The organism is Xanthobacter autotrophicus (assembly GCF_030015065.1).
GTDB lineage: Bacteria > Pseudomonadota > Alphaproteobacteria > Rhizobiales > Xanthobacteraceae > Xanthobacter > Xanthobacter autotrophicus_D.
Window position 1 is genome coordinate 18412 of sequence record NZ_JAIVFN010000019.1, and the last position, 20604, is coordinate 39015.

The 20604-nt window shown below is 65.8% G+C and carries 18 protein-coding genes and 1 pseudogene; 11 read left to right on the plus strand and 8 right to left on the minus strand.

Annotation, left to right across the window (positions count from 1 at the left end):
* The first annotated feature begins 39 nt into the window (after positions 1-39).
* A complete protein-coding gene (locus tag K9U40_RS06335) occupies positions 40-801 on the plus strand; it encodes an SDR family NAD(P)-dependent oxidoreductase (RefSeq protein WP_282889362.1) in 762 nt (253 codons plus the stop codon).
* A gap of 102 nt (positions 802-903) precedes the next feature.
* Here K9U40_RS06335 and K9U40_RS06340 read toward each other — a convergent pair whose 3' ends face one another.
* A complete protein-coding gene (locus K9U40_RS06340; RefSeq protein WP_282889363.1) occupies positions 904-1668 on the minus strand; it encodes a FadR/GntR family transcriptional regulator in 765 nt (254 codons plus the stop codon).
* A gap of 400 nt (positions 1669-2068) precedes the next feature.
* On the opposite strand from K9U40_RS06340, the gene K9U40_RS06345 reads away from it, so the two are divergent.
* The 9 genes and pseudogenes from K9U40_RS06345 to K9U40_RS06385 all read left to right on the plus strand — a co-directional run bounded on the left by K9U40_RS06345 (position 2069) and on the right by K9U40_RS06385 (position 11395).
* Positions 2069-3454 (plus strand): carboxymuconolactone decarboxylase family protein, encoded by a 1386-nt coding sequence (locus K9U40_RS06345; protein WP_282889364.1) that lies wholly within the window; start codon positions 2069-2071, stop codon positions 3452-3454.
* Positions 3455-3657: 203 nt separating this feature from the next.
* Positions 3658-4199: pseudogene (locus K9U40_RS06350) on the plus strand (helix-turn-helix domain-containing protein); the annotation flags it as partial.
* A gap of 146 nt (positions 4200-4345) precedes the next feature.
* Entirely contained in the window at positions 4346-4684 is a 339-nt protein-coding gene (locus K9U40_RS06355; protein ID WP_282889365.1) for a GCG_CRPN prefix-to-repeats domain-containing protein, read from the plus strand.
* A gap of 49 nt (positions 4685-4733) precedes the next feature.
* On the plus strand, positions 4734-5237 hold the full coding sequence (locus K9U40_RS06360; protein ID WP_282889366.1) for a Spy/CpxP family protein refolding chaperone: 504 nt from the start codon (positions 4734-4736) through the stop codon (positions 5235-5237).
* A gap of 47 nt (positions 5238-5284) precedes the next feature.
* Positions 5285-5767 (plus strand): cupin domain-containing protein, encoded by a 483-nt coding sequence (locus K9U40_RS06365; RefSeq protein ID WP_282889367.1) that lies wholly within the window; start codon positions 5285-5287, stop codon positions 5765-5767.
* 87 nt (positions 5768-5854) lie between these two features.
* Positions 5855-7324 (plus strand): FAD-dependent monooxygenase, encoded by a 1470-nt coding sequence (locus tag K9U40_RS06370; RefSeq protein ID WP_282889368.1) that lies wholly within the window; start codon positions 5855-5857, stop codon positions 7322-7324.
* A gap of 78 nt (positions 7325-7402) precedes the next feature.
* On the plus strand, positions 7403-8491 hold the full coding sequence (locus K9U40_RS06375) for a DUF917 domain-containing protein (protein ID WP_282889389.1): 1089 nt from the start codon (positions 7403-7405) through the stop codon (positions 8489-8491).
* Positions 8488-10038 carry a hydantoinase/oxoprolinase family protein gene (locus tag K9U40_RS06380; protein ID WP_282889369.1) on the plus strand — a complete coding sequence of 517 codons (1551 nt, stop codon included), beginning with the start codon at positions 8488-8490 and terminating at the stop codon, positions 10036-10038. The genes K9U40_RS06375 and K9U40_RS06380 overlap by 4 nt, the downstream gene beginning before the upstream one ends.
* A 94-nt stretch (positions 10039-10132) precedes the next feature.
* Positions 10133-11395 (plus strand): phthiocerol/phthiodiolone dimycocerosyl transferase family protein, encoded by a 1263-nt coding sequence (locus K9U40_RS06385; protein ID WP_282889370.1) that lies wholly within the window; start codon positions 10133-10135, stop codon positions 11393-11395.
* Positions 11396-11433: 38 nt separating this feature from the next.
* Here the strand turns inward: K9U40_RS06385 and K9U40_RS06390 are convergent, their stop codons facing one another.
* The 7 genes from K9U40_RS06390 to K9U40_RS06420 form a co-directional block, all read right to left on the minus strand.
* A complete protein-coding gene (locus K9U40_RS06390; protein WP_282889371.1) occupies positions 11434-13125 on the minus strand; it encodes an NAD-dependent malic enzyme in 1692 nt (563 codons plus the stop codon).
* An 11-nt stretch (positions 13126-13136) separates the two neighbouring features.
* Positions 13137-14930, minus strand: coding sequence for a CocE/NonD family hydrolase (locus K9U40_RS06395; protein ID WP_282889372.1), 1794 nt, complete (start codon positions 14928-14930; stop codon positions 13137-13139).
* 53 nt (positions 14931-14983) lie between these two features.
* A complete protein-coding gene (locus tag K9U40_RS06400; RefSeq protein WP_282889373.1) occupies positions 14984-15352 on the minus strand; it encodes a hypothetical protein in 369 nt (122 codons plus the stop codon).
* Positions 15349-15684, minus strand: a complete 336-nt coding sequence (locus K9U40_RS06405) for a hypothetical protein (protein ID WP_282889374.1) — start codon at positions 15682-15684, stop codon at positions 15349-15351. The genes K9U40_RS06400 and K9U40_RS06405 overlap by 4 nt, the downstream gene beginning before the upstream one ends.
* Before the next feature lie 61 nt (positions 15685-15745).
* Positions 15746-17353 (minus strand): thiamine pyrophosphate-binding protein, encoded by a 1608-nt coding sequence (locus K9U40_RS06410; RefSeq protein ID WP_282889375.1) that lies wholly within the window; start codon positions 17351-17353, stop codon positions 15746-15748.
* A gap of 69 nt (positions 17354-17422) precedes the next feature.
* A complete protein-coding gene (gene dld / locus K9U40_RS06415) occupies positions 17423-19222 on the minus strand; it encodes a D-lactate dehydrogenase (protein ID WP_282889376.1) in 1800 nt (599 codons plus the stop codon).
* A gap of 255 nt (positions 19223-19477) precedes the next feature.
* Positions 19478-20152: a GntR family transcriptional regulator gene (locus tag K9U40_RS06420; protein WP_282889377.1), complete on the minus strand. Its 675-nt coding sequence runs from the start codon at positions 20150-20152 to the stop codon at positions 19478-19480.
* 215 nt (positions 20153-20367) lie between these two features.
* On the opposite strand from K9U40_RS06420, the gene K9U40_RS06425 reads away from it, so the two are divergent.
* Entirely contained in the window at positions 20368-20583 is a 216-nt protein-coding gene (locus K9U40_RS06425; RefSeq protein WP_282889378.1) for a rubredoxin, read from the plus strand.
* Positions 20584-20604: the final 21 nt, after the last annotated feature.

The window sequence follows — 20604 nt, forward strand, 5'->3', positions numbered from 1 at the left end:
AATGATGGCGCGCGTCCCCCCAAACAGGACATGTCCCACATGGATCTCACCGGCACGCTCGCCATCGTCACTGGCGCCGCTTCCGGCCTCGGCAACGCCACCGCCCGTCTGCTGGCAGAAAAGGGCGCGCAGCTTGCCTTGATCGACCTTCGGGAAGAAGGCATGGCGAACCTTTCGAAGGAGACCGGAGCGCTTTCCATCTCTTGCGATGTCGCCGATGCATCGGCTTCGGAAGCGGCATTCGCCCGCGTCCTTGCGGATCGCGGAATTCCGCGAATTTTGGTCAATTGCGCCGGGATCGCACCGGGCGCGCGCATCGTTGATCGAGGCGAGCCCGGCTCTCTCGCGGAATTTGAGCGCATCGTGCGCATCAACCTGATCGGTACCTACAACTGGCTGCGCCTCGCTGCGGCCGCCATGACAGGCAACACGCCGGATGCCGAGGGCCAGCGCGGCGTCATCGTCAACACAGCCTCTATTGCCGCCTATGAAGGGCAGATTGGCCAGACAGCCTATGCCGCCTCTAAAGGAGGGGTCGCGTCGCTGACGCTTCCGGCGGCACGCGAACTGGCGCGGCACGGCATCCGCGTCGCTGCCATTGCTCCTGGCTTGTTCGGCACTCCCATGGTGGAGGCGATGACCCAGGAAGTGCAGGATCGCGTCTTTGAGGTCATTCCATTTCCTAAACGCCCCGGCCGACCCGAGGAGTTCGCACGGATGGTCCTCAGCATCGTTGCCAATCCTATGGCGAACGGCTCTGTATTCCGGCTCGATGCCGGATTGAGGATGCAAGCTCGGTGACATCTGCTCGCGGAGGGCAATATGCAGATTGAAGCCGAAGCCCATATGCCGGGCATAGCCCGATGTCAGGGCCGTGCTTGGAAGCAGATTTTACGCGCGTGGTCAGTTCGACCGATGCGCGGAATCGCTGTCGACGGGCCGGTTGATGTCGAAATTGGCCAGCTCGTAGCCGCGGCGGAAGTCCATGATGTGCTTTTCCATCCACAAGGTCGCATGCCTCGGATCGCGCCTACGGATGCCCTCGAATATCTCGGTGTGGGCGGCGAGCATGCGATCCTTCGCATTGAGGCGAGACATCACGCGATAGAAAGCCGGGTAGAAGAATTGCCCAATCGGCTCGCGCGCCAGCAAAAGCGCGCGGTTTCGTGACGCCTTGGCGATGATGTAGTGGAACTCGATATCCAGCGCTACGAGCTCGGCTTCATGTTCGATGCAGCGGCTGGTCGCTGCAAGATTCATCTCGAGCTGAACTATTTCTTCAGCGCTAGCGCGCTCGGCGGCAAGTTCTGCGGCGCGGACCTCAAGCGGTAGCATTATTTCCCACAGTTCGAGGAAAGTGATCTCGTGGAGGATCATGGCGCGGGTCATCTGCTGCGCCAGATCCTTCTCCTGTGGGACACTGATGACGAGGCGGCGAGCGCTCTTGCGGAAGACAAGCCCACTCTGCTCGAGGACACGGATGGCCTCGCGCACCGTCGATCGGTTGACGCCAAGCTGCTTTGCCAACTGCAATTCCGATGGCAGCTGCTGGCCGGTTTTGAAGACGCCGTCGAGGATGCGCTTCTCAATGGACGACGCAACCAGCTGGTAAGTCGGCTGAGCCTCGACCCGCTCCAAGGCGAAAACTTCGTTCTGGACCTCACCCATGATGCGTATGCCCACATTCAAAGCAACCGATAGTCGGTCTATCGGCAGATTTTTGCACCATAGCGATGTCGCGCCCCAGAGCCAAACCTGCACGATTCATGTTGCCGAATTTGCAAATTATATCGTAATTTCATATACTTATTTTGATTCCGCTGAGCTAAGTTTGTCGATTTTACTCTTGCAGCGTCCTCTGGACGGCGAGTCTAGACAGATGACTGGCGGCACGATATAGACCGATAGTCAGACTATAAATAATCGTAGCCTCCTCGCCAGATTGCCCGCTGAGATGACGCCAACGGTCAGCGAGCATCGCCACGACATCTATGATTATCCATTATATCATAGATCCTTATATGGATCTGGCTCGACGGCTCCCAACTCGGACAACTGGAGGAGCCCCATGCGCAAGACGTGCCGAACCGTAGAGTTTGTTGCTCAACCTCCTCAGCTGCGGGAGCCTATTGCGGCAATAGCGTCCATCCCTTCGCGCCGAGCCCTTCTCGCCAATGCCGTCTGCGCGATCGGAAGCGTCGGTATCATGGCTGGGGGAACTGCCCGTGCCTCCACCACGAATGAAACGGCGGACGCGCGCTATGAACGCGGGATGCAGATGCTCAAGCGCATCGGCGGGGAGGGCTACGACATTCCTGTGAAACGCCTCGCGGAAGTGGCCCCGGATCTCGCACGCTTCACCGTCGAATATCCTTACGGCGACGTTCTGTGCCGCCCCGGCCTTGACCTGACAAGCCGCCAGATCTGCACGATTTCGGCACTGATCGCCAACGGCAGCGCTCAGCCCCAGCTCAAGTATCATATGAATGGTTTCCTGAACGTCGGCGGAAAGCCGCGGGAACTTGCCGAACTGATGTTCGTGGCCATCGCCATTTGCGGTTATACTGCCGCAATCAACGGCGTCAGCCTCATTCGCGAGATTTTCAAGGAGCGCAACATCGCCTTTGAGGTGATCGCCCCCGTCACCGACGACGGGACGCGCCGGTACGAACGCGGCATAGCAACCCTCATCGCCTGGTCACAGAAGGGGCCGGACGCGGTTACCGGGCCACTTCAGAAGGTGTCTCCGGAACTCGCCCAGTGGGTGGTAGAGGTCGCTTATGGTGACCTGCTGTCGAGAGAGGGGCTCAGCCACCAGACGCGAGACCTCGCGATTGTGTCGATGCTGACCTCCTCGGGAAATCGCGCCGATGCGCTGAGGTTTCATATCGAAGCCGCGCTACGCCACGGCCTCACGAAAGAGCAACTGATCGAGGCCATCACGCAGCTGAGCATCTATGCGGGTTACCCCGCAGCTCTGAATGCCTTCACGGTGGCGAACTCCACGTTTAAGGGTTGGAATGGCGAAGTCGCTGCTGGCCCAGCGCCGGCGGCGATGGCGCAATCGGAAACCCGTGAGGCTCGCCGTAAGCGCGGGTCGGAAGTGCTATCCAGGACATCCGCCGCTGCAGGCGAGGCGGTCGTACGCAGCTTTTCCGACATTGCTCCGGACATCGGCACGATGATCGTCGAAAATGCCTATGGCGACGTCTTCGCCCGCAACCAGATCTCATCGAAGACGCGCGAGCTGACCGCATGTGCCGCGCTGGCGGCCGTCGGCAGCAAGACGATGGAGACGCCGCTTCGCGTCCATGTGAACGCGGCCCTCACCGCTGGTGCCAGTCGCGAGGAGATCAACGAGGCGCTCCTCAACCTCATCCCCTATTTCGGCTACCCGGTCGTGCAGCAGGCGATCCGCATCGCCGGCGAGGAGATCGCCAAGCGACCCACCTGAGAACCAGGTCGGCCAACCCGCCGCATGGGCTGGCCGACACGCCGCTCGCAGCTAGGCTCATTCAGGTATCAGGATAGTCGTCGCCACATCTTTTGTGGCTTCGGATGCCGTACGCCCTAATACCAACGGCCATTGAGGGTGACTCTCAGGGGCTCTCGGTTGAGAGCGATCGCTGATTCCATGGTGCGGGGAGGATTCGGGTCATGGCCTCAGCGGTGAAGCTTCGGACGGACTACTCGGCTTCGGATTTGCGGCGGTTGGCCGCTGCTTCGAAACACGCCAACCAGAGCCGGCGGCTGCTGTCGCTGGCAGCGGTCCTTGATGGGATGGATCGCGCCGGGGCGGCTCGGATCGGCGGCATGGATCGTCAGACCCTGCGCGATTGGGTTCACCGCTTCAACGCGCTCGGCCCCGACGGGCTGCGCGACATCCGCTCCAAGGGCCACCCGCCCCGGCTGTCGAAGGCGCAGTTGGCCGAACTCGCCGAGATCGTCGAGACCGGCCCGGATCGCAGGGTCCACGGCGTCGTCCGGTGGCGGCGCCTCGACCTGAGGAAGCTCGTCGCGGACCGCTTCGGTGTCGCATACCACGAGCGAACCATCGGCAAGATCCTGAAGCAGATCGGCTTCTCGCACATCAGCGCCCGCCCCCGTCACCCGGGGCAGGACCCCGGGGTCATGGAGGACTTCAAAAAAACGTCCCCCGCACCCTGAGCGCTCACGTCGGGCACCTGCCGAAGGGGCGCGCCGAAAGACAACTTGGCGCATCACCAGTTCTGTTGATGCCCCCCAAACGCAGCGGAGATAATGTCTTGGCACCCGGGTCCGCAAAGGGGCCCTTGGTGCGGGCTGCGATCTTCGAGGCCCGGGACGTCTCATTGCGAGTAATCCCATGCGAAACACCTTCGGACTGATTTCCGGCCTGTGGCTCGGTGCGCTGGCGGTGCTGCCGGCTTCGGCGATGCCTCTTACGCCAACCCCTCTGCCAGATACCGCCGTCGTGACCCCCGTCGCCCAGGGCTGCGGCCCGGGCTGGTGGCGCGGGCCGTGGGGCCATTGTCGTGACACCCCCTATAGCGGCCGCGTGCCGGGCGGCGGATGGGTGTACGATCTGCCGCCGACCTACGGCTATTACGGCAACGGCTGCCCTCCGGGCTACTGGCACGGGCCGTGGGGCCATTGCCGCGACACCCCCTATCACGGCCGGCTGCCCGGCGGCGGATGGCAGTGACGGCAACGCCCGTCTCCTCTCAAATCCAGCGACACGGAAGATCCTGACCATGAAACGCACCCTTGCGGCCGCCCTGACGGGCGCCCTTCTCATCGCCATGCCCGCAGCGCAGGCCCAGACGGCACCGCCCGCCGGCGCGCCGCCGGAGCCGCCCGCCGTGGAGCTCTACAGCGCGGCGGATGCCCAGGCCGTGCTCGAGGCGCGCCTTCTCGCGCTGAAGACGGTGATGACCCTCAGTCCCGAACAGCAAAAGCTCTGGCCGCCGGTGGAGGCCGCCATCCGCGCGGTGGCGAAGCAGTCCGCCGAGCGCCGGGCCGAGCGGGCCAAGGCAGCGCCGCCCACTGATTTCGTCGACATCCTGGACCGCATCGCCGATGCCGAGGCGGTGAGGGCGCGAGACCTGAAGACCGTGACGGCCGCGCTGAAGCCCCTCGTCGCCTCCCTCACGCCGGAGCAGCAGCGGCGCATCCCCGCGTTCCTGGGCCTGCGCGAAGGCGCCGGCGGTCTGCCTCAGCCCACCGCCGAGATCTGGCTGTTCGAGGAAGAAAACTAGCATCAAATCAATATCATCCCATCACCTGCGGTCTCACGGAGGCTCCCATGCCCATCTCGTTCCTGCATTCGAAAGGAACCGAAGCGCCCATCAAGATCCCTGCCATCGGGCTCGACCTGTTCGTGCGCATGCCGCCGGCGGCGAGTTCGGGCGAGTTCTGCTTCATCGAGACCATCAATGCCCCCGGCGCGGGTCCCCCCCGGCATCGCCACCGCGAAGCGGAGATCTTCCGCGTCATCGAGGGCCGGTATCTCTATGAGGCGGACGGCCAGCGCTTCTATGCCGAGGCCGGTGACGTGGTGAGCATTCCCGGCGGGGTCGAGCACGGCTTCTGCAATGTCACCGACAAGCCGGCGCGCCAGTACATCCTCATGGCCCCGGCCCTTGATGCGGTTGCCTTCTTCACCGAGCTGGCCGGCGTGATGCACGACGGCATCCCCGACCAGGCGGCTCTCAACGCCTTCGGGCTGAAGTGGCACGTGGAGTTCCTGGGGCCGCCCGTCAACAGGAACGACCAGCCCACGGAATAATGCGCATCTGCACAGCCGCCATCGACGCAAGATCGAGAGGTTCGTGCCGCGGCGCGGGCCGAAGCGCAACATCAGGGGGAGGACAGGATGAAGGATCAGGTGCTCATCGCCGGCGCGGGGCCGGTAGGCCTGACAATGGCCCTGGAACTGGCCCGCTACGGCGTCCCGGTGCGCATCATCGACAAGACCCCCGAGGCGACCCACACGTCCCGGGCAGTCGCGGTGTGGCCGCGAACGCTGGAGCTGCTCGACCGCTCCGGGGCGGCGGCTGACATCATTGCCGTGGGCAACAAGGTCACCGTTGCCAACATCCTGTCGGGTGGCCGTCCGGTGGCCTCGCTGTCGCTCGACCAGATTCCCTCCCCTTATCCGTTTGCGCTGATGGTGCCGCAGTACGACACCGAAGCCGTGTTGCGGCGTCACCTCACAGCTCACGGCGTCACGCCAGACCTCGGCGTCGAACTTCTCGGTTTCGAGCAGGGCGACGATGGCCTTTCCGCCCGCCTGCGGGAGCCCGACGGCACGGAGCGCACCGAGCCATATGCCTATCTGGTCGCCTGCGACGGCGCGCACAGCGTCGTGCGCCATCACCTCGGCCTCGACTTCAAGGGCGACACCTTCGGCCTCGACTGGACGCAGGGTGACTTTCACCTGAGCGGATATCCCTTTCCCTCCTCGCAGATGGCCATCTTCTGGCATGAGGACGGGCCGCTGCTGTTCTTCCCCATGGCGCCCGACCGCGCGCGCATCATCACCAGCCTCGGCCCCTCGACCGCAACGCCGCCCGTCGCGCTGGACCAGGTGGCGTTCCAGAAGATGGTGGACGCCCGCGGCCCCGGGGGCATCACGCTCACCGGGACGCAGTGGGTCAGTGCCTTCCGCATCAATGAGCGGCAGGTGGACAACTATCGGTCCGGGCGGGTCTTCCTCGCCGGCGATGCAGCTCACATCCACAGCCCGGCGGGCGGGCAGGGCATGAACACCGGCATGCAGGACGCCATCAATCTGGCGTGGAAGCTGGCCCTCGTGATCCGCGGCCTCGGCACCACGCCGGCGCTGCTGGAGAGCTATGATCTGGAACGCCGCCCGGTCGGCGCGCTGGTGATTGCGGCCTCGGGGCGCATGACCCGGATCGGCACGCTGGCCGACCACACGCTGCAGCATGTGCGCGACTTCGTCGCCCATATCCTGATGGGGCTGTCGCCGGTGCAGCGGGCCATCACGGGGCTGATGGCGGAAGTCTCCATCGGCTATCCGGACAGCCCGCTGAACGGCCCATCGCAGGGCGAAGCGAAGGCCGGCGCGCGGGTGCCGCCGGTGGCGGGCGAAACGCCGTTCGGCGCGGGCGACACGCCGCTGTTCACCGCGTGCGGCGGAGGCGGCGCGGCCGAACTCGCCTCGCGTTTTCCCCGGCTCGTGGCGGCGGCGTTGCGTCCGTCCGACGGCGGAGCTTTCATCTCGCTGGTCCGGCCGGATGGCTACCTCGCAGCCCAGGTGGAGGCTGCGGACTGGCAGGAACTCGTGCCCTATCTCCAGCGGATCGGGGCGGAGCGGTGACCGCTCGTCGCGTGAAGCCGCTCCCGAATGGCCGCGGCGGGCGAAACGACCGTCCGCTTCACAGCTGAGAGACCTGCAATGCCTCGCTTCCTGGATGCGGAAGAGCTTGACCTGCTGGCCAGTGGCGCCTGGATTCTCGGGACCGGAGGCGGCGGATCGCCCTACGCTTCCCACCTCGTCGCCCGGCAATTCTATGAAGACGGCGGCCGGATCGCCCTGCTCGACCCGGACGAACTGGCCGACGACGATGTCGTGGCCGTGGTCTCGACCATGGGTGCGCCGCTGGTGTTCCAGGAGCGAATGACCGATGCCGACTTCGCCTTGAAGCCGGTGCGGGTCATGGAGGCTTTCCTGGGCCGGCCGTTCCGCGCCGTGATGACGGTGGAGATCGGCGGCTGCAACGCGTTCCAGCCGCTGCTCGTCGCCGCGGCATCGGGCCTGCCGGTGGTGGATGCGGACGCCATGGGCCGGGCCTACCCCGAGGCCCAGATGCAGACCTTCTCGATCGCCGGACTGGATATGGTCCCGCACGTCGTTTCCGACATCCGCGACAATGACGTCATCATCCCCACCGCGTCCGGCTGGCATGAGATGGAGCGCGTGCGGCGCAAGGTCTGCACGGAATACGGATCGGTCGCGACCACCTGCCAGGCCCCGCGCACCGGCGCGGAGGTGAAGCGTCACGCGGTCCTGCGCAGCCTGTCGCACGCCATCGCCCTGGGGCGCGAGGTGCGCCGCGCGAAGACGGCGCATGAGGATCCGGTCGAGGCGACCGTGGCCGCCGCCGGCGGCAAGCGGCTGTTCACCGGCAAGGTGATGGATGTGCAACGGCGCACGACCGAGGGCTTCCTGCGCGGCTCCCTCAGCCTCGCGGGCCTCGGCGACGATGCCGGCGTGTCCTTCGACATCGCCTTCCAGAACGAGTTCACCATCGGCCGGCGCGACGGCACGGTGATCGTCACGACGCCCGACCTGATCTGCGTGCTCGACACCATCTCGGGTGAGGCCATCGGCACGGAGAGCCTGCGCTACGGCCAGAGGGTCACGGTCATCGCCCTGCCGTCGCAACCGATCCATCGCAGCGCCGAGGGGCTGCGGCATGTCGGCCCACGCGCCTTCGGCCACGACGTCGATTTTCGCAGCGTCTTCGGGGAGGAGCCGGCATGAGCCGCATCGGAATCGACGTCGGCGGCACCAATACCGATGCCGTCCTGCTCGAAGGCGGCAAGGTGCTCGCGGCGCTGAAGCGGCCGACCACCGTCGATGTCGCGGATGGCGTGCGTCAGGCGCTGGTGGATCTGGTCGCCGCGGCTGCCGGCCATCCGGCCCTGGGACGGATCGAAGCGGTGATGATCGGCACCACGCATTTCACCAATGCCGTGGTGGAGCGTCGCCATCTGGACCGCGTCGCGGCGCTGCGCATCGGCTTGCCCGCCAATGCCGGTCTGCCGCCCTTCATCGGCTGGCCGAAGGACCTTGCGGCGGCCATGCGGGGAAGCACCCACATGGTGGGCGGCGGGCACGAGTATGACGGACGGGTCCTGGTGCCGCTGGATCGCGCGGCCGTGCGGCGCGAGGCGGAGCGCATCGCGGGGAGCGGCATCAGCTCGGTCGCCATCACCAGCGTGTTCTCGCCGCTCACCGATGAATGCGAGCGCGAGGCCGCGGAAATCGTGCGGGAAGTGATGCCCGCGGCACGCATCACGCTGTCCCACGAAATCGGCCGGATCGGCCTGCTCGAGCGGGAGAATGCGGCGCTGCTGAATGCCGGCCTTCAGGGCCTCGCGCAGCGCACCACCGCCGCCTTCGTGCGGGCGCTGCGCGAGAGCGGCATCGCGGCGCCGCTTTATCTCACGCAGAATGACGGCACCATCGTGCAGGGGGCGGTGGCCGAGCGCCATCCCGTCTATTGCTTCGCCTCAGGCCCCACCAACAGCATGCGCGGCGCGGCCTTCCTTTCGGGCCTGACCGATGCACTGGTGGTGGATGTGGGCGGCACGACCACCGATGTGGGCTGTCTCAAGGGCGGGTTTCCGCGCCAGGCCAATGCGATGGTCGAGATCGGCGGGGTGCGCACGCTGTTTCGCATGCCGGACCTGATCTCCATCGGCCTCGGCGGCGGCACCGAGATCGCCGATGACGGGCGCCGGATCGGTCCGGGCAGCGTCGGCTTCCGGCTGCCGGAGAAGGCGCTGTGCTTCGGCGGCGACACGCTGACGGCCACGGACATCGCCGTCGCGGCGGGACGGATCGCGCTGGGAGAGCCGGGGCGGGTGGGCACGCTGCCCCGTCCCCTGGTGGCCGACAGCCTTCTTCACATGGAACGCATGGTCGCCGATGTGGTGGACCGCATGAAGACCGATGCGGCGCCCATCCCCCTCATCGCTGTGGGCGGCGGCAGCTTTCTGGTGCCCGATCGCATGGAGGGGGTCTCGGAGGTGGTGCGCATCGAGCACCATGCCGTGGCCAATGCCGTGGGCGCCGCCATCGCGCAGGTGAGCGGCGAGGTGGACCGCATCTTCTCCGGTGTCGAGCGCGACGCGGCGCTCGAGGACGCGCGCCGGGAGGCGACGCGGCGGGCGATCGAGGCCGGCGCCGAGGCGGGCAGCGTGCAGACGCTCGACGTGGAGGATATTCCGATCGCCTATCTCCCCGGCAATGCGCGCCGCGTCCGCGTGCGCGTCATCGGGGAGATCGCGCGGCTCGCCGGGTAGCGCGGGGACGGATGGCCGGCGAGCGCCGATCGCCGGAGCGGCCCCCCTCCTTCGTCCAGCATGTTCCGATCTGACCTGCTTACAGGAACCGCACATGCACAATGATCTCAGTGAAGCGACGCCGGCCGGACAGGGACCGGCGGGTCGGAGCGTGTATCGCGAAGCCTCGCCCACGGAATTGATCTATATCGCCACGCGCATGATCGTCGTCAGCCGCAGCAGCATCTCCGGAACGATCGGCAGTGCGCAGTTCGAGGCGGCCGTCGCGCATCTCGAAGCCCGATACGGAATCCTGCGCGCGGCGGTCGAGGACGGGCATTTCGTGGAGCGGTCCGATGACCGCTCGGCGGTCGAGAGCTGGTTGCCCGCCGATAGCTGCTCCGCCGAGGCGCTGTACGCCCAGCTGCTGAATGCCGACCTCGACACGTCGAAGACGCTCTGCGCCATCCACGTCATCGCCGCAGATGACGGGCTCGATGTCTTCCTGCTCACGTCCCATGCGATCACGGATGCGACCTCGCTGATCGAGCTGCATTCCTGTCTCGCCCACATGTGCGACTGCGTCGTGCGCGGCGAGGCCCCGGCCCTCGGCGTGCAGCCGTTCCCAACCCCGGTCGACGATGCAGTGAGTTGCAGTCTGGCTGCGCTTGGAACGGATGCGCCGCCTTCTTCCTATACCGGAGTGTTCGCCGAGATTCCCATGCGCGCGACCCATGATGGCGGCCCCGTGACCCATCGGCTCGAGCGGGTCGTGATCGGGGCGGACGCGATGCATCGGATCAAGGAGGCGAGCCACGCAACCGGCTCTTCCGTGCACGCGCTCCTTTTGGCCGCGTTCGCTCTCGCCATAGGTGAGGTGGCGGACGGACGCCCGCGTCAGATTCTCATGCGATCATCGGTGGACATGCGCCGGCGGCTCGAGCCCCACGTTTCCCCCGAACTGGTCTTCACGGCCATCACCGGGCACATCACGCCCGTTCCCGACCTCGACCGGCCCATGATCGAGATCGCCCGCTTCATCTTCGATGATATTCATGAGGGGCTGGCCAACGGCAGCATCTTTCACGACTACATCAATTATCCGCGCGCATTCGGCAGCCCTCAGCAGGCGCCGGTCGCCATCAATGTTTCCGACATCCAGACGGTGCAGTTTCACTGGCCGGTCGAGCGGCTGAAAGTGACCGGATTCGAGTATGCGTTGGGCTGGATGAAGAAATTCCCGAATGTCTCCGTGTCGGTCTACGACGGTACGCTGATCGCCAACATCGTCTATGTGGAAGAGTTCGCCACTCCGACAACGATCCGCGCCATCTCGGACGGCTTCGTCAGGAGGCTCGATTCGGTCTGCGGACAATAGAAGCGCTGCGCCGAGGAGCGCGGCGCGGCTGCGGGCGATTATGTCCCCTTCGCGGTGAGCGGTACGTAACGCGGTGTCCAGATCTTGGCGCGCAGGCGCTGCTGGATCTGATCGACCGCGACGTCGGGCGCATCGCCGTCCCGGTGCGCCCGCATCGCAACCGCGAGGGCGACCTTTGCCGCGACCTCGCGCAGGGCGCTCACCGGGGGCAGAAGATTGTGCTTCGGGTTGTCGCGCGCCGGCGACGCATCTGCCAGCGCCTTCGCCGCCGCCATGAACATGCCATCCGTCACGCGGCTGGCACCGACCGCAAGAACGCCGAGGCCAACTCCGGGAAAGATGTAGGAATTGTTGGTCTGGTCCACCTTGAAGCGGGTGCCGTCGCGCAGGAGCGGGGGAAACGGGCTGCCGACGCCCACCAAAGCCCGCCCGTCGGTCCAGACCTCGATATCCGCCGGTGTCGCTTCCGCGCGTGAGGTCGGATTCGACAGCGGAAAGATGACCGGCCGCTGGTTGCACTCGGCCATGGCGCGCACCACCGGCTCGCCGAAGGCGCCGGCCTGGCCGGAGACACCGATCAGCACGGTCGGCCGGGCATTGCGCACCACGTCGAGGAGCGCAATCTTGTCGGGATGTTCGAGCGTCCAGCCTTCGATCGCCCGCCTGCTCTGCACGAAGGGGGTCTGGAATGGCGCAAGGCCGGGCATGCTTTCCATCAGCAGCCCGTCACGATCGATCATGAAAAAGCGTTGTGTCGCCTCGCTTTCCGACAGGCCGGCATCGCACATGGCGGAACGGATCAGGCCGGCGATCCCGCAGCCGGCCGAACCGGCGCCGAACACCGCCACCCGCTGCTCGGTCAATGGCACGCCGGTGACATTGATGGCCGCCAGCAGGGTCCCGGTCGCCACCGCCGCCGTGCCCTGGACATCATCGTTGAAGGTGCAGAGCCGGTCGCGATAGCGCTCCAGGAGGCGCGTCGCATTGTCCTTCGCGAAGTCTTCCCATTGCAGGAGGACCTTGGGCCAGCGCCGGATGACGGCGCAGACGAAGGCCTCGATGAAGTCGTCATAGGCCTGGCCGCGCACCCGCTCGTGGCGCCAGCCCACATAGAGCGGGTCGGCGAGGCAGTCGGCATTGTCGGTCCCGACATCGAGCAGGATCGGCAGGGTGGTGGCGGGATGCAGGCCGCCGCAGCCGGAATAGAGCGCGAGCTTGCCGATGGGGATGCCCATGCCGCCCGCCCCCTGGTCTCCCAGCCCCAGGATGCGCTCCCCGTCGGTCACGACGATCGCCTCCACCGCGTCGAAGCGCGGCTGCGCGAAGATCTGGTCGAGCCTCGACTGGTGCGGAATGCTGAGGAAGAGGCCCCGCGGCTTGTGGTAGAGGCGGCTGAACTGCTGGCAGCCGGCGCCGACCGTCGGCGTGTAGACGATGGGCAGCAGCTCTTCCAGGTTCTCCACCAGCGTCGCGTAGAACAGGGTCTCGTTGATGTCCTGCAACTCCCGCAGGAAGGCATAGCGTTCGAGATCGGTCTCGAACTGGCGCAGCGACTGCAGGGCGCGGGAGATCTGCTCGTCCAGGGTCGAGACATGCGGCGGCAGCAATCCGTGCAGATGGAAAGCGTCGCGCTCTTCCTCGGAGAAGGCCGTGCCCTTGTTGAGCTGGGGGTCGGCGAGCAGTTCGTACCCGCTCAGCGCGGTGGCCATCGATGCCGTCGCCTCAGACATGAAAATCTCTCCTACCGCTGGCCGGTGCGCTTGAGCTCGATGAAGGTGTCGGGACCGTAATGAAGGGTATTGCGTGCGTAATAGGGCGGCACCTGCATGTCGAACTGCGCGTGCCCGTGGCTCACGTCGCTGCGCAGGAGATCGGTGCGGCTGGCGATGTCGAGGCGCAGCCGCTCGCCCGGCTTCAACACCACGGGCTGCGGCGTGAGGCTGAAGCGGAGCGTCACCGGCACGCCGGGCACCAGCGGCTCGGGCGCATCGATGTCGATGGCGATCTCGGTCGCGGTGGAACGCGCCGCGTCGATCCTGCGGCAGGCGGGGCGGATCGCGCCCATGGACAGGATCTGGTAGCCGCCGTCGGCCGCGACAATGCCGGTGCGGGCCACCACGTAGGAATCAATCTCGTTGCAGCTGAAGGACAGGCTCAGCGTCACAGGCCCGGTCAGCTCCGTCTCTTCCTCTACTGGCAGATCGAAGGTGAGGCGCTGGCTCTCCACCTCGTCGAAGCCTGCCGTCACGATGGCACCGAGGGGCACCGCCGCCCATCGGTTCGCCCCGCCTTCGCCCGGCGCGCTGTCGAGGCGATGGGTTGCAGCGTCGGCGCCATTGGAGGCCGGGTACAGGCGCAGCGCCGTGCTGCCGGGCAGCGGCCAGTCCGGCGCGCGACGGTAGTCCTTCGCCCCTTCCGTCCAGTATCGCACCCGCGGCTGCGCGGCATAGCCGTTGTCGGCGCCGTAGACCAGATGGTCGAAAAAGGCGAGCGCCTCCAGTTGCCAGGCATAGACCGGCAGGTCGTAGGTCGCCGGACCGACGATCAGCCAGCGGCGATCCTTCGGCGTGCCGGCATTCTCGAACAGATCGTAGGCGCCGAACTGGTGCAGGTTGAGATAGCCTGCATTCTGCACCACCACGAACGGCACCTCGATGTCCCCCAGCGCGCCGGACGGGCCGGACGGCAGCACGCTCGTCGCCCGGGTCTTGCCGTCGAGCATGAGGCCGGCGAACAGGCGGCGCGCCTGCGGCGCCGGCACCTGCCGCTCGAAGGTCCTCATGATCCGCGCCATGCGCTTCTTCAGCTGCGGCCACCACACATGCTTCAGGGGCGAGTTGGTGATGTGGCTCACCACCGCGCGCAGCAGCGGGGGCACGCGAAGCCTGAACTGCAGGGGCGTGAAGTTCGCCCCCATCCAGAGCGAGAAGAAATCCGGCTGCGGCGCGCCGCCGAACATGGCGATGTGGCGGAAGTAGTCCGTGCACATCTCGTTGGTGAAGAAGCCCTTCAGGGCCGGCGGGCGAAGGCGCGCCACCTGCGGCTGGGTCAGCCCGTAATAGGAGGTGCCGAACAGCACCACCTGCCCGTCGCACCAGGGCTGGGTCGCCGCCCACTGGATGACTTTGGCGTGGTCCTCCACATCCGTGTTGTTGAGATAGACGGCATCGTCTCCGCCGGAACGACCCATGCCACGGCGGGTGACGATGACATGCGCATAGCCGCGGTCGGTGAAGACCGCCGGGCTGCCTGTCTCGTTGTTGCCGGCCGGGACGCCGGCGGCCTGCAATTCCTTGGAATAGGCGGCGAAGCAGACGACCGCAGGATAGCGGCCCGGTGCCTTGGGCACATAGACATCGGCCGCAAGGCTGATGGACGGCGCCACCTCGACCATCTGGTCCGCGAGAACGCGGCAGCCGAGCCCCGACTTCGCGGCGGGGCCCGGCGTCCAGCCCGCCAGCTGCGGGCCGAACAGGCCGCCCTTCGGCGCGATGAGATTGTCCCAGAAGCCCGGCTTCCCGTTATCGGCCGTCATGTGCGTTCTCCCCCGTCTCGGGCCCGCCGCATCAGGGCGCGGCACGGGGCGTCCTACAATTGCGAGATATCGAGGCCGGTTTTCTTCTGCGCCGCCAGCCGCATCTCGCGCACCACCCACTTCTGCTTGTCATCGGGAATGAAGAAGCCGCCGATGCCGGACGAAAAGAGCAGGTCGAAGACCCGCTCCGTCACCTCGGTGAGCGCCAGCTCCAGGTCCGTCCCGGACTCGGGCTTCGGGGGCACCATGATGACGATGGTGTCTTCCGCCTGCTCGACGATCTCGATCTTGAAATCCGGGCCCGGCGTGTAGCCGAACTCCGCGCAGACCACCCCGACCGGGTCGGCGAGGAGCTTCGCGCGGTAATCGGGATCAGTGGCGATGCGCTCGTAATTCTTCTCGACGAAATCGGCATTGCTCACGGCTGGTCTCCCTCGGTGCGGGCCGCGTTGCGCAGGGCCAGCAGCTTGAATTTGGCGGCCACGGGCACGAGCCAGATGAACAGGCCCTGGCTGGACCAAAGGTCCATCTGGTTGAGCGGCGTCGCGGCAGGTGGGGCATGGGGCGCGCGGGCGGGCGGGATGGTGAAGTAGACCCGGTCGCGCCGCTGCACCACCACCTTCACCTTGACGCCGGCCGGCACCTCCACGCCCATGGTCTTGAGCGCCTCGACGGGGTCGCTCTCCACCTGCGCAGCAAACACGTCGTCGGTCCACACGCGCCGCGTCAGTTCCTTCTCGAAATCTCCGGACATGACCGCCTCACTTGTTCTGCGCCGAAGGGGATGCGGCGTGCGGCGCCGCGCCGCCGCCGGGTCACGGCTCGCGATTGATGATCAGGAAGCTCGGGCCCTGATGGGCGAGCGCGCGGGCGAGCACGTCGCCGACGCTTTCGGCAGCGTCGATCGTTTCGACGCGGGCGCCGAAGCCCTCGGCGATCTTGCGCATGTCCACATCGGGATCGCTGAAGTCCAGGCCGACGAAGTGCGTGGTCGCGATGGTCGTCCCCATCACGTTGCACCACAGGTCCTTCAGCAGCCGGTACTCATTGTTCACGAAACAGATGAAGATGGACGGGATGGAATACTTCGCCGCCGTCCAGAGTGCGTGGATCGAGAACAGGCTTCCGCCGTCGCCCACGAAGCAGGCGGCATGCTTGCCGCTCGCCAGGCCGATGCCGACGCCCAGTGGCAGGGCCCAGCCCAGCCCGCCGCCGCGCGGCGAAAAATGCACGTTCCGGTACCCCAGGCTCACCGCCATGTCCTGGACGATGGCGTCCTCGGACGAGCCTTCGGTGACCACATGGGTCTCCCGATCGAGATGGCGCAGCACGGCGAGGATCAGCGCATCGCTCGCGTGCGATCCGGAAGCGGGGTATTTCGCGTCCAGAGCTGCCTCATCGATCGTCTGTGCGGAGACTTGCGCCGTGTCGGCGCCGAGCGCTGTCGCCAGCGCGTCCAGAGTCGCATGGATGTCGCCGAGCACGGCCATGTCGCAGGGAAAATCGAAGCCGAGCTGGCTGGCTGCCGGCGCGACCTGGATGACCTGCAATTCCGGCGGCAGCGCCTGGAGACCGTCATAGGTGAAACTGTCCACCTTCTCGCCGATCAGCAGCATGGTGTGGTAGCGGCCGAGCGTCTCGTTGATCGCTTTCGTGGTGGGCGGAAGCTGGCCGCGGAAATTCGGATGCAGCGGATCAACCGTGCCCTGCACATGGAAGGGCGCGGCATAGATGTCGGCCCCGAGTGCGGTGGCGATGCGGCTGACGGCGTCGATGCCGTGCGCCGCGCCCACCGCATAGTCGGCGACGATGGCGAGCTTGCCCCTCGGCACCGCTGCGAGAGCAGCGGCCACCTCGCCGATGGCGCGCGGCACCGTATCCTCGATGATGCGCGTCTTCTTGAACGTCGTATGCTCGGTCTCCTCCAGCATGAAGTTCATGGGGATGGAGAGGAAAACGGGGCCGGTCGGCTGGAGCCGCGCATGCAAGTAGCAGCGCTGCAGGGCGACGGCGAGGTCATCCGTGCGCGTTACCTCATAGGCGTATTTGGTGGCGGTCTCCGCCAACTGGACATTGGGCGCGCCCAGCACCGGATTATGGATGAGGAAGCGGGAATCCTGCTGCCCGTTGATGACCAGCAGCGGCACCCCGGACATGAGCGCGTTGCGCATGTTGAACATGCCGTTGGCGAGGCCCGGATAGGTATGGAGGCTGACGATGGATGGCTTGCCGGTGATCATCGCGTAGCCCGCGGCGATGCCGACCGCGCTCGATTCATGCAGCGACAGGACATAGGTGGCCTGCGAGGCCGCCACCGCCGCGAGGAAGGTGGTCTCCGTGGTTCCGGGATTGCCGAAAACGAACGGAATTTCATAAGTCTCAAGAAAATCCTGAATGAGCTCGCCGCCGGTCCGTGTCGTCATGTTTCTCCCCCCAAATGGTCTTGCCGCAGCATTCCGGGCGGCTCACACAGCAACTGGCATTCTATACTGTCAGCCGTCGCATCGGATGCGGCTTGGTGCAACGTTCTGTCCGCGCGGCATCCAGTGCGCGCATTTGGTGGTGCGACCGATCCCCGGATTGAATGCGTTGCAGGGATCGAGCGCCTTGAAATGGTCAACCATGGCGGGCTTGGCGAAGTAGAGATGCCCCACATTGTGCTCGGCGGGATATTCCGCGCCGCGCTCATCGAGGAGTTTCCACATGGCGTGCTCGATTTCCTCGCAATTGCTGCCCTTGGCAACGATATAGTCCTGGTGGAAGACGTGGCAGAAGAAGTGACCGCAATAGAGCTTGCGGATCAGGTGCTTGTTTATCTCTTCCGGAAGCGTCTCGAACCAGTTTTCGTCGTTGCGGGGGAGCGCGATGTCCAGCGCGACGATATCCTCCACCTCCTTGTCGTGGACCGCGCGGTAGCGGATGGCGGCGCCGGCGGCGGCGAAGCGGTGCAGGAAGGCCTTGTCGCCTTCATCGGGCGTGCACTCGAAATAGTCGCCGGTCTTCGAGGGGAAGATCGACTTGAGGTAAGCGCGCGCCTCCGCGATCCCGTCATCGCCCATCTTCAGAAGAAGATAGTGCTCGAAGCGGTCGCGATAGTCGGTCATTCGCTTGGGTAGATGCTTGGGGAAGAGATGGCTCAGGGCCTGCAGCATCTTGGCGCTGAGGTTCTTCGACAGGAACGCGATCCGCCGGCAGAAATTGTCGAATACCGCCTGGAGCGCGAACAGCCGCGGGATCATATCGGTGCCGAGATAGTGGATTACCAGGAAGGTGTCCTTGCCGTAGACCTCCGCGCAATCGAAGGAGTCCCGGTGCATGTACTCGCCCTCGATCGGCAGATTCTTGAAGCTTCCGAGGATATGGCGGCGGATGCCTTCGAGCTCGCCGGTGTCGTTCGAGCCGATGTAGAAGACGACCTGTTCCCTCTCCTTCGGGAAGGTGTCGAGGCGCACCGCCATGAGCATTACCTTGCCGGCGCTGCCGGAGGCCTCGAACAGGCGGCGCGGATCGGCATTGAAGCGGGAGGGGGTTGGCGCCTCGATGTCGCGCACATGGTCCGCATAGTCATGGTCCGAGGCGGCGCGGGAGGGGTCGTTGACGATGTCGTCGGGGGTGAAATCGCCGCTCTCGATCCGCCGAAGGATCGTCTCCGGGTCGTTGCCCAGCGCGATGCCCAGATGATTGACGAGATGCAGCCCGCCCGCCTCATCCAGCCGCGCGAACAAAGCGAGCTGGGTGAAGGCCGGGCCACGATGGATGAGCGCGCCGCCGGAATTGTTGCACACACCGCCGAACACCGAGGCGCCGATGCAGGACGAGCCGATCACCGAGTGCGGCGCCCGGCCGATCTTGTCGAGGGCCTTTTCCAGGTGGAACAGGGTGGTGCCCGGCAGGCACACCACCTGCGTCCCGTCGTTGATGAGGTGCAGGCCTTCGATGCGCATGGTGTTGATGAGCACCACGCCACGATCATAGTCGTCCCCGTCGGGGGTCGAGCCGCCGGTGACCCCGGTGTTGGCCGACTGCATGATGACGATCTTGTCCGCCGCGACGCAGGCCTTCAGGACGCGCCACTGCTCCACCAGCGAGCCGGGCCGCACCACGGCGACCACCGGGCCGGAACCGAACCTTATGCCGGTGCAAAAGCGCCGCGTGGCCTCGGGGCTCGTCAGGACATGCGACTGGCCGACGACGTCCCGAAGCTCCGCGATGAGGGTTGCGTCGCCTCCGGCCGCCTCCCGCGCAGAGGCCTTGCCCGCCGGAACCGTCAGGTCGAGAAATGCAGCATCCATGGCACCCATTCCCCCTTGCGTAGCCTGTGGCCCCCGACAGGATTCATCGAGCGGCTAGATCGGGCGGTCCCGCTGTCGGCCGGCCAATGCGGCTTCCGACAAGGATCGATGGCCTCAGCCTATTTTGATGCCCGCTGTGCAGCATCGCCAGAAGTGGTGATGCTGCACATTCCCGCGGCGCCCCATTCGCGGGCTGTTGCCCCGATCGAACCGCTCATGGCCGATCTACCAGCCCCGATGGTCCGGCGCCCGTTCTCAGGCCCGCATTCCGCTCGTCTCTCTCCTGCTCTTGAGCAGCGCTTCCATGAAGATTGGCTCCCAGGTGAGGATGTGGTTCCGCATAAGCTCCCGGATGCCGTCCACGTTGCCCGCCTCGGCGAGGGCGATGAGCTGGTAATGTTCGCCCACGGATGCGGCCTGCCGCTCGAGCCCCGCGCGCGACGAGATGCCGTGGAGACGCATCTTGTCGCGCAGGCCCATGGCCATCTCCGTGAGCAGTGCATTCTCGGCCGCGCCGATGAAGGCCATGTGGAAATTGCGGTCGTTCTCCAGGTAGCCGTAGAGATCGTCATTCTCCACGGCCGTGCCGATCGCTTCGGCGAGGCCGGTGAGCTGCTCGATGAGCTTTTTTTTCTTCCGCGGCTTGAGGGCGAACAGTTCGGCTGCGTGCACCTCGAGCAGGCTGCGCATGTCGAACAGGTTGCGCAGATCGTCCACCGTGGGCTCCACGACCTTGAACCCGCGATTGCGCATGGGCTCGATGAGGCCGGTACGTGCCAGCTCCAGCAGCGCTTCCCGCACGGGAGTCGTGGACACGCCGAGGTCGGCCGCCAGGGTCGGCACGGAGTACATCTTACCCGGGCCGCTTTGGCCTGAAATGATCTCCGACCTCACCTGCCGCAGCACCTGTTCACGCAAATTCGGATCCATTATCCGCCCATAGTTGGTGCCGCTGGGGCACAATTGGTAGCGCTCTACAATAATGCGTCACTGCGCGCCGTGCAAGCAACGCCAGCGGGGACGGCGCCTGAGATCGCGGGAAAAGTCGGCACTTTGGCCCCTGCATAAACTTTGCGCTTGCCGCCAGTGGCGCGCCAATCTACAACGTGACGTGTGACGCGCTACTGTAATGCAGGATACTCACCATGAATGCGCCTCTCAAGCGATGGCTCTGCCTCGGGTGCGGCTTTTCGTATGACGAATCCCTCGGCCTTCCGGAACACGGGCTGGCGCCCGGCACCCGCTGGGCTGATGTCCCCGACGACTGGGTCTGCCCCGATTGCGGCACGCCCAAGAGCCAGTTCGAAATGGTGGAGATGGGCTACGCCGAAGGCGGCGCCGATCTGGCGCGCATCGCCTGAGCGCGCAACAATTCCGGGAGA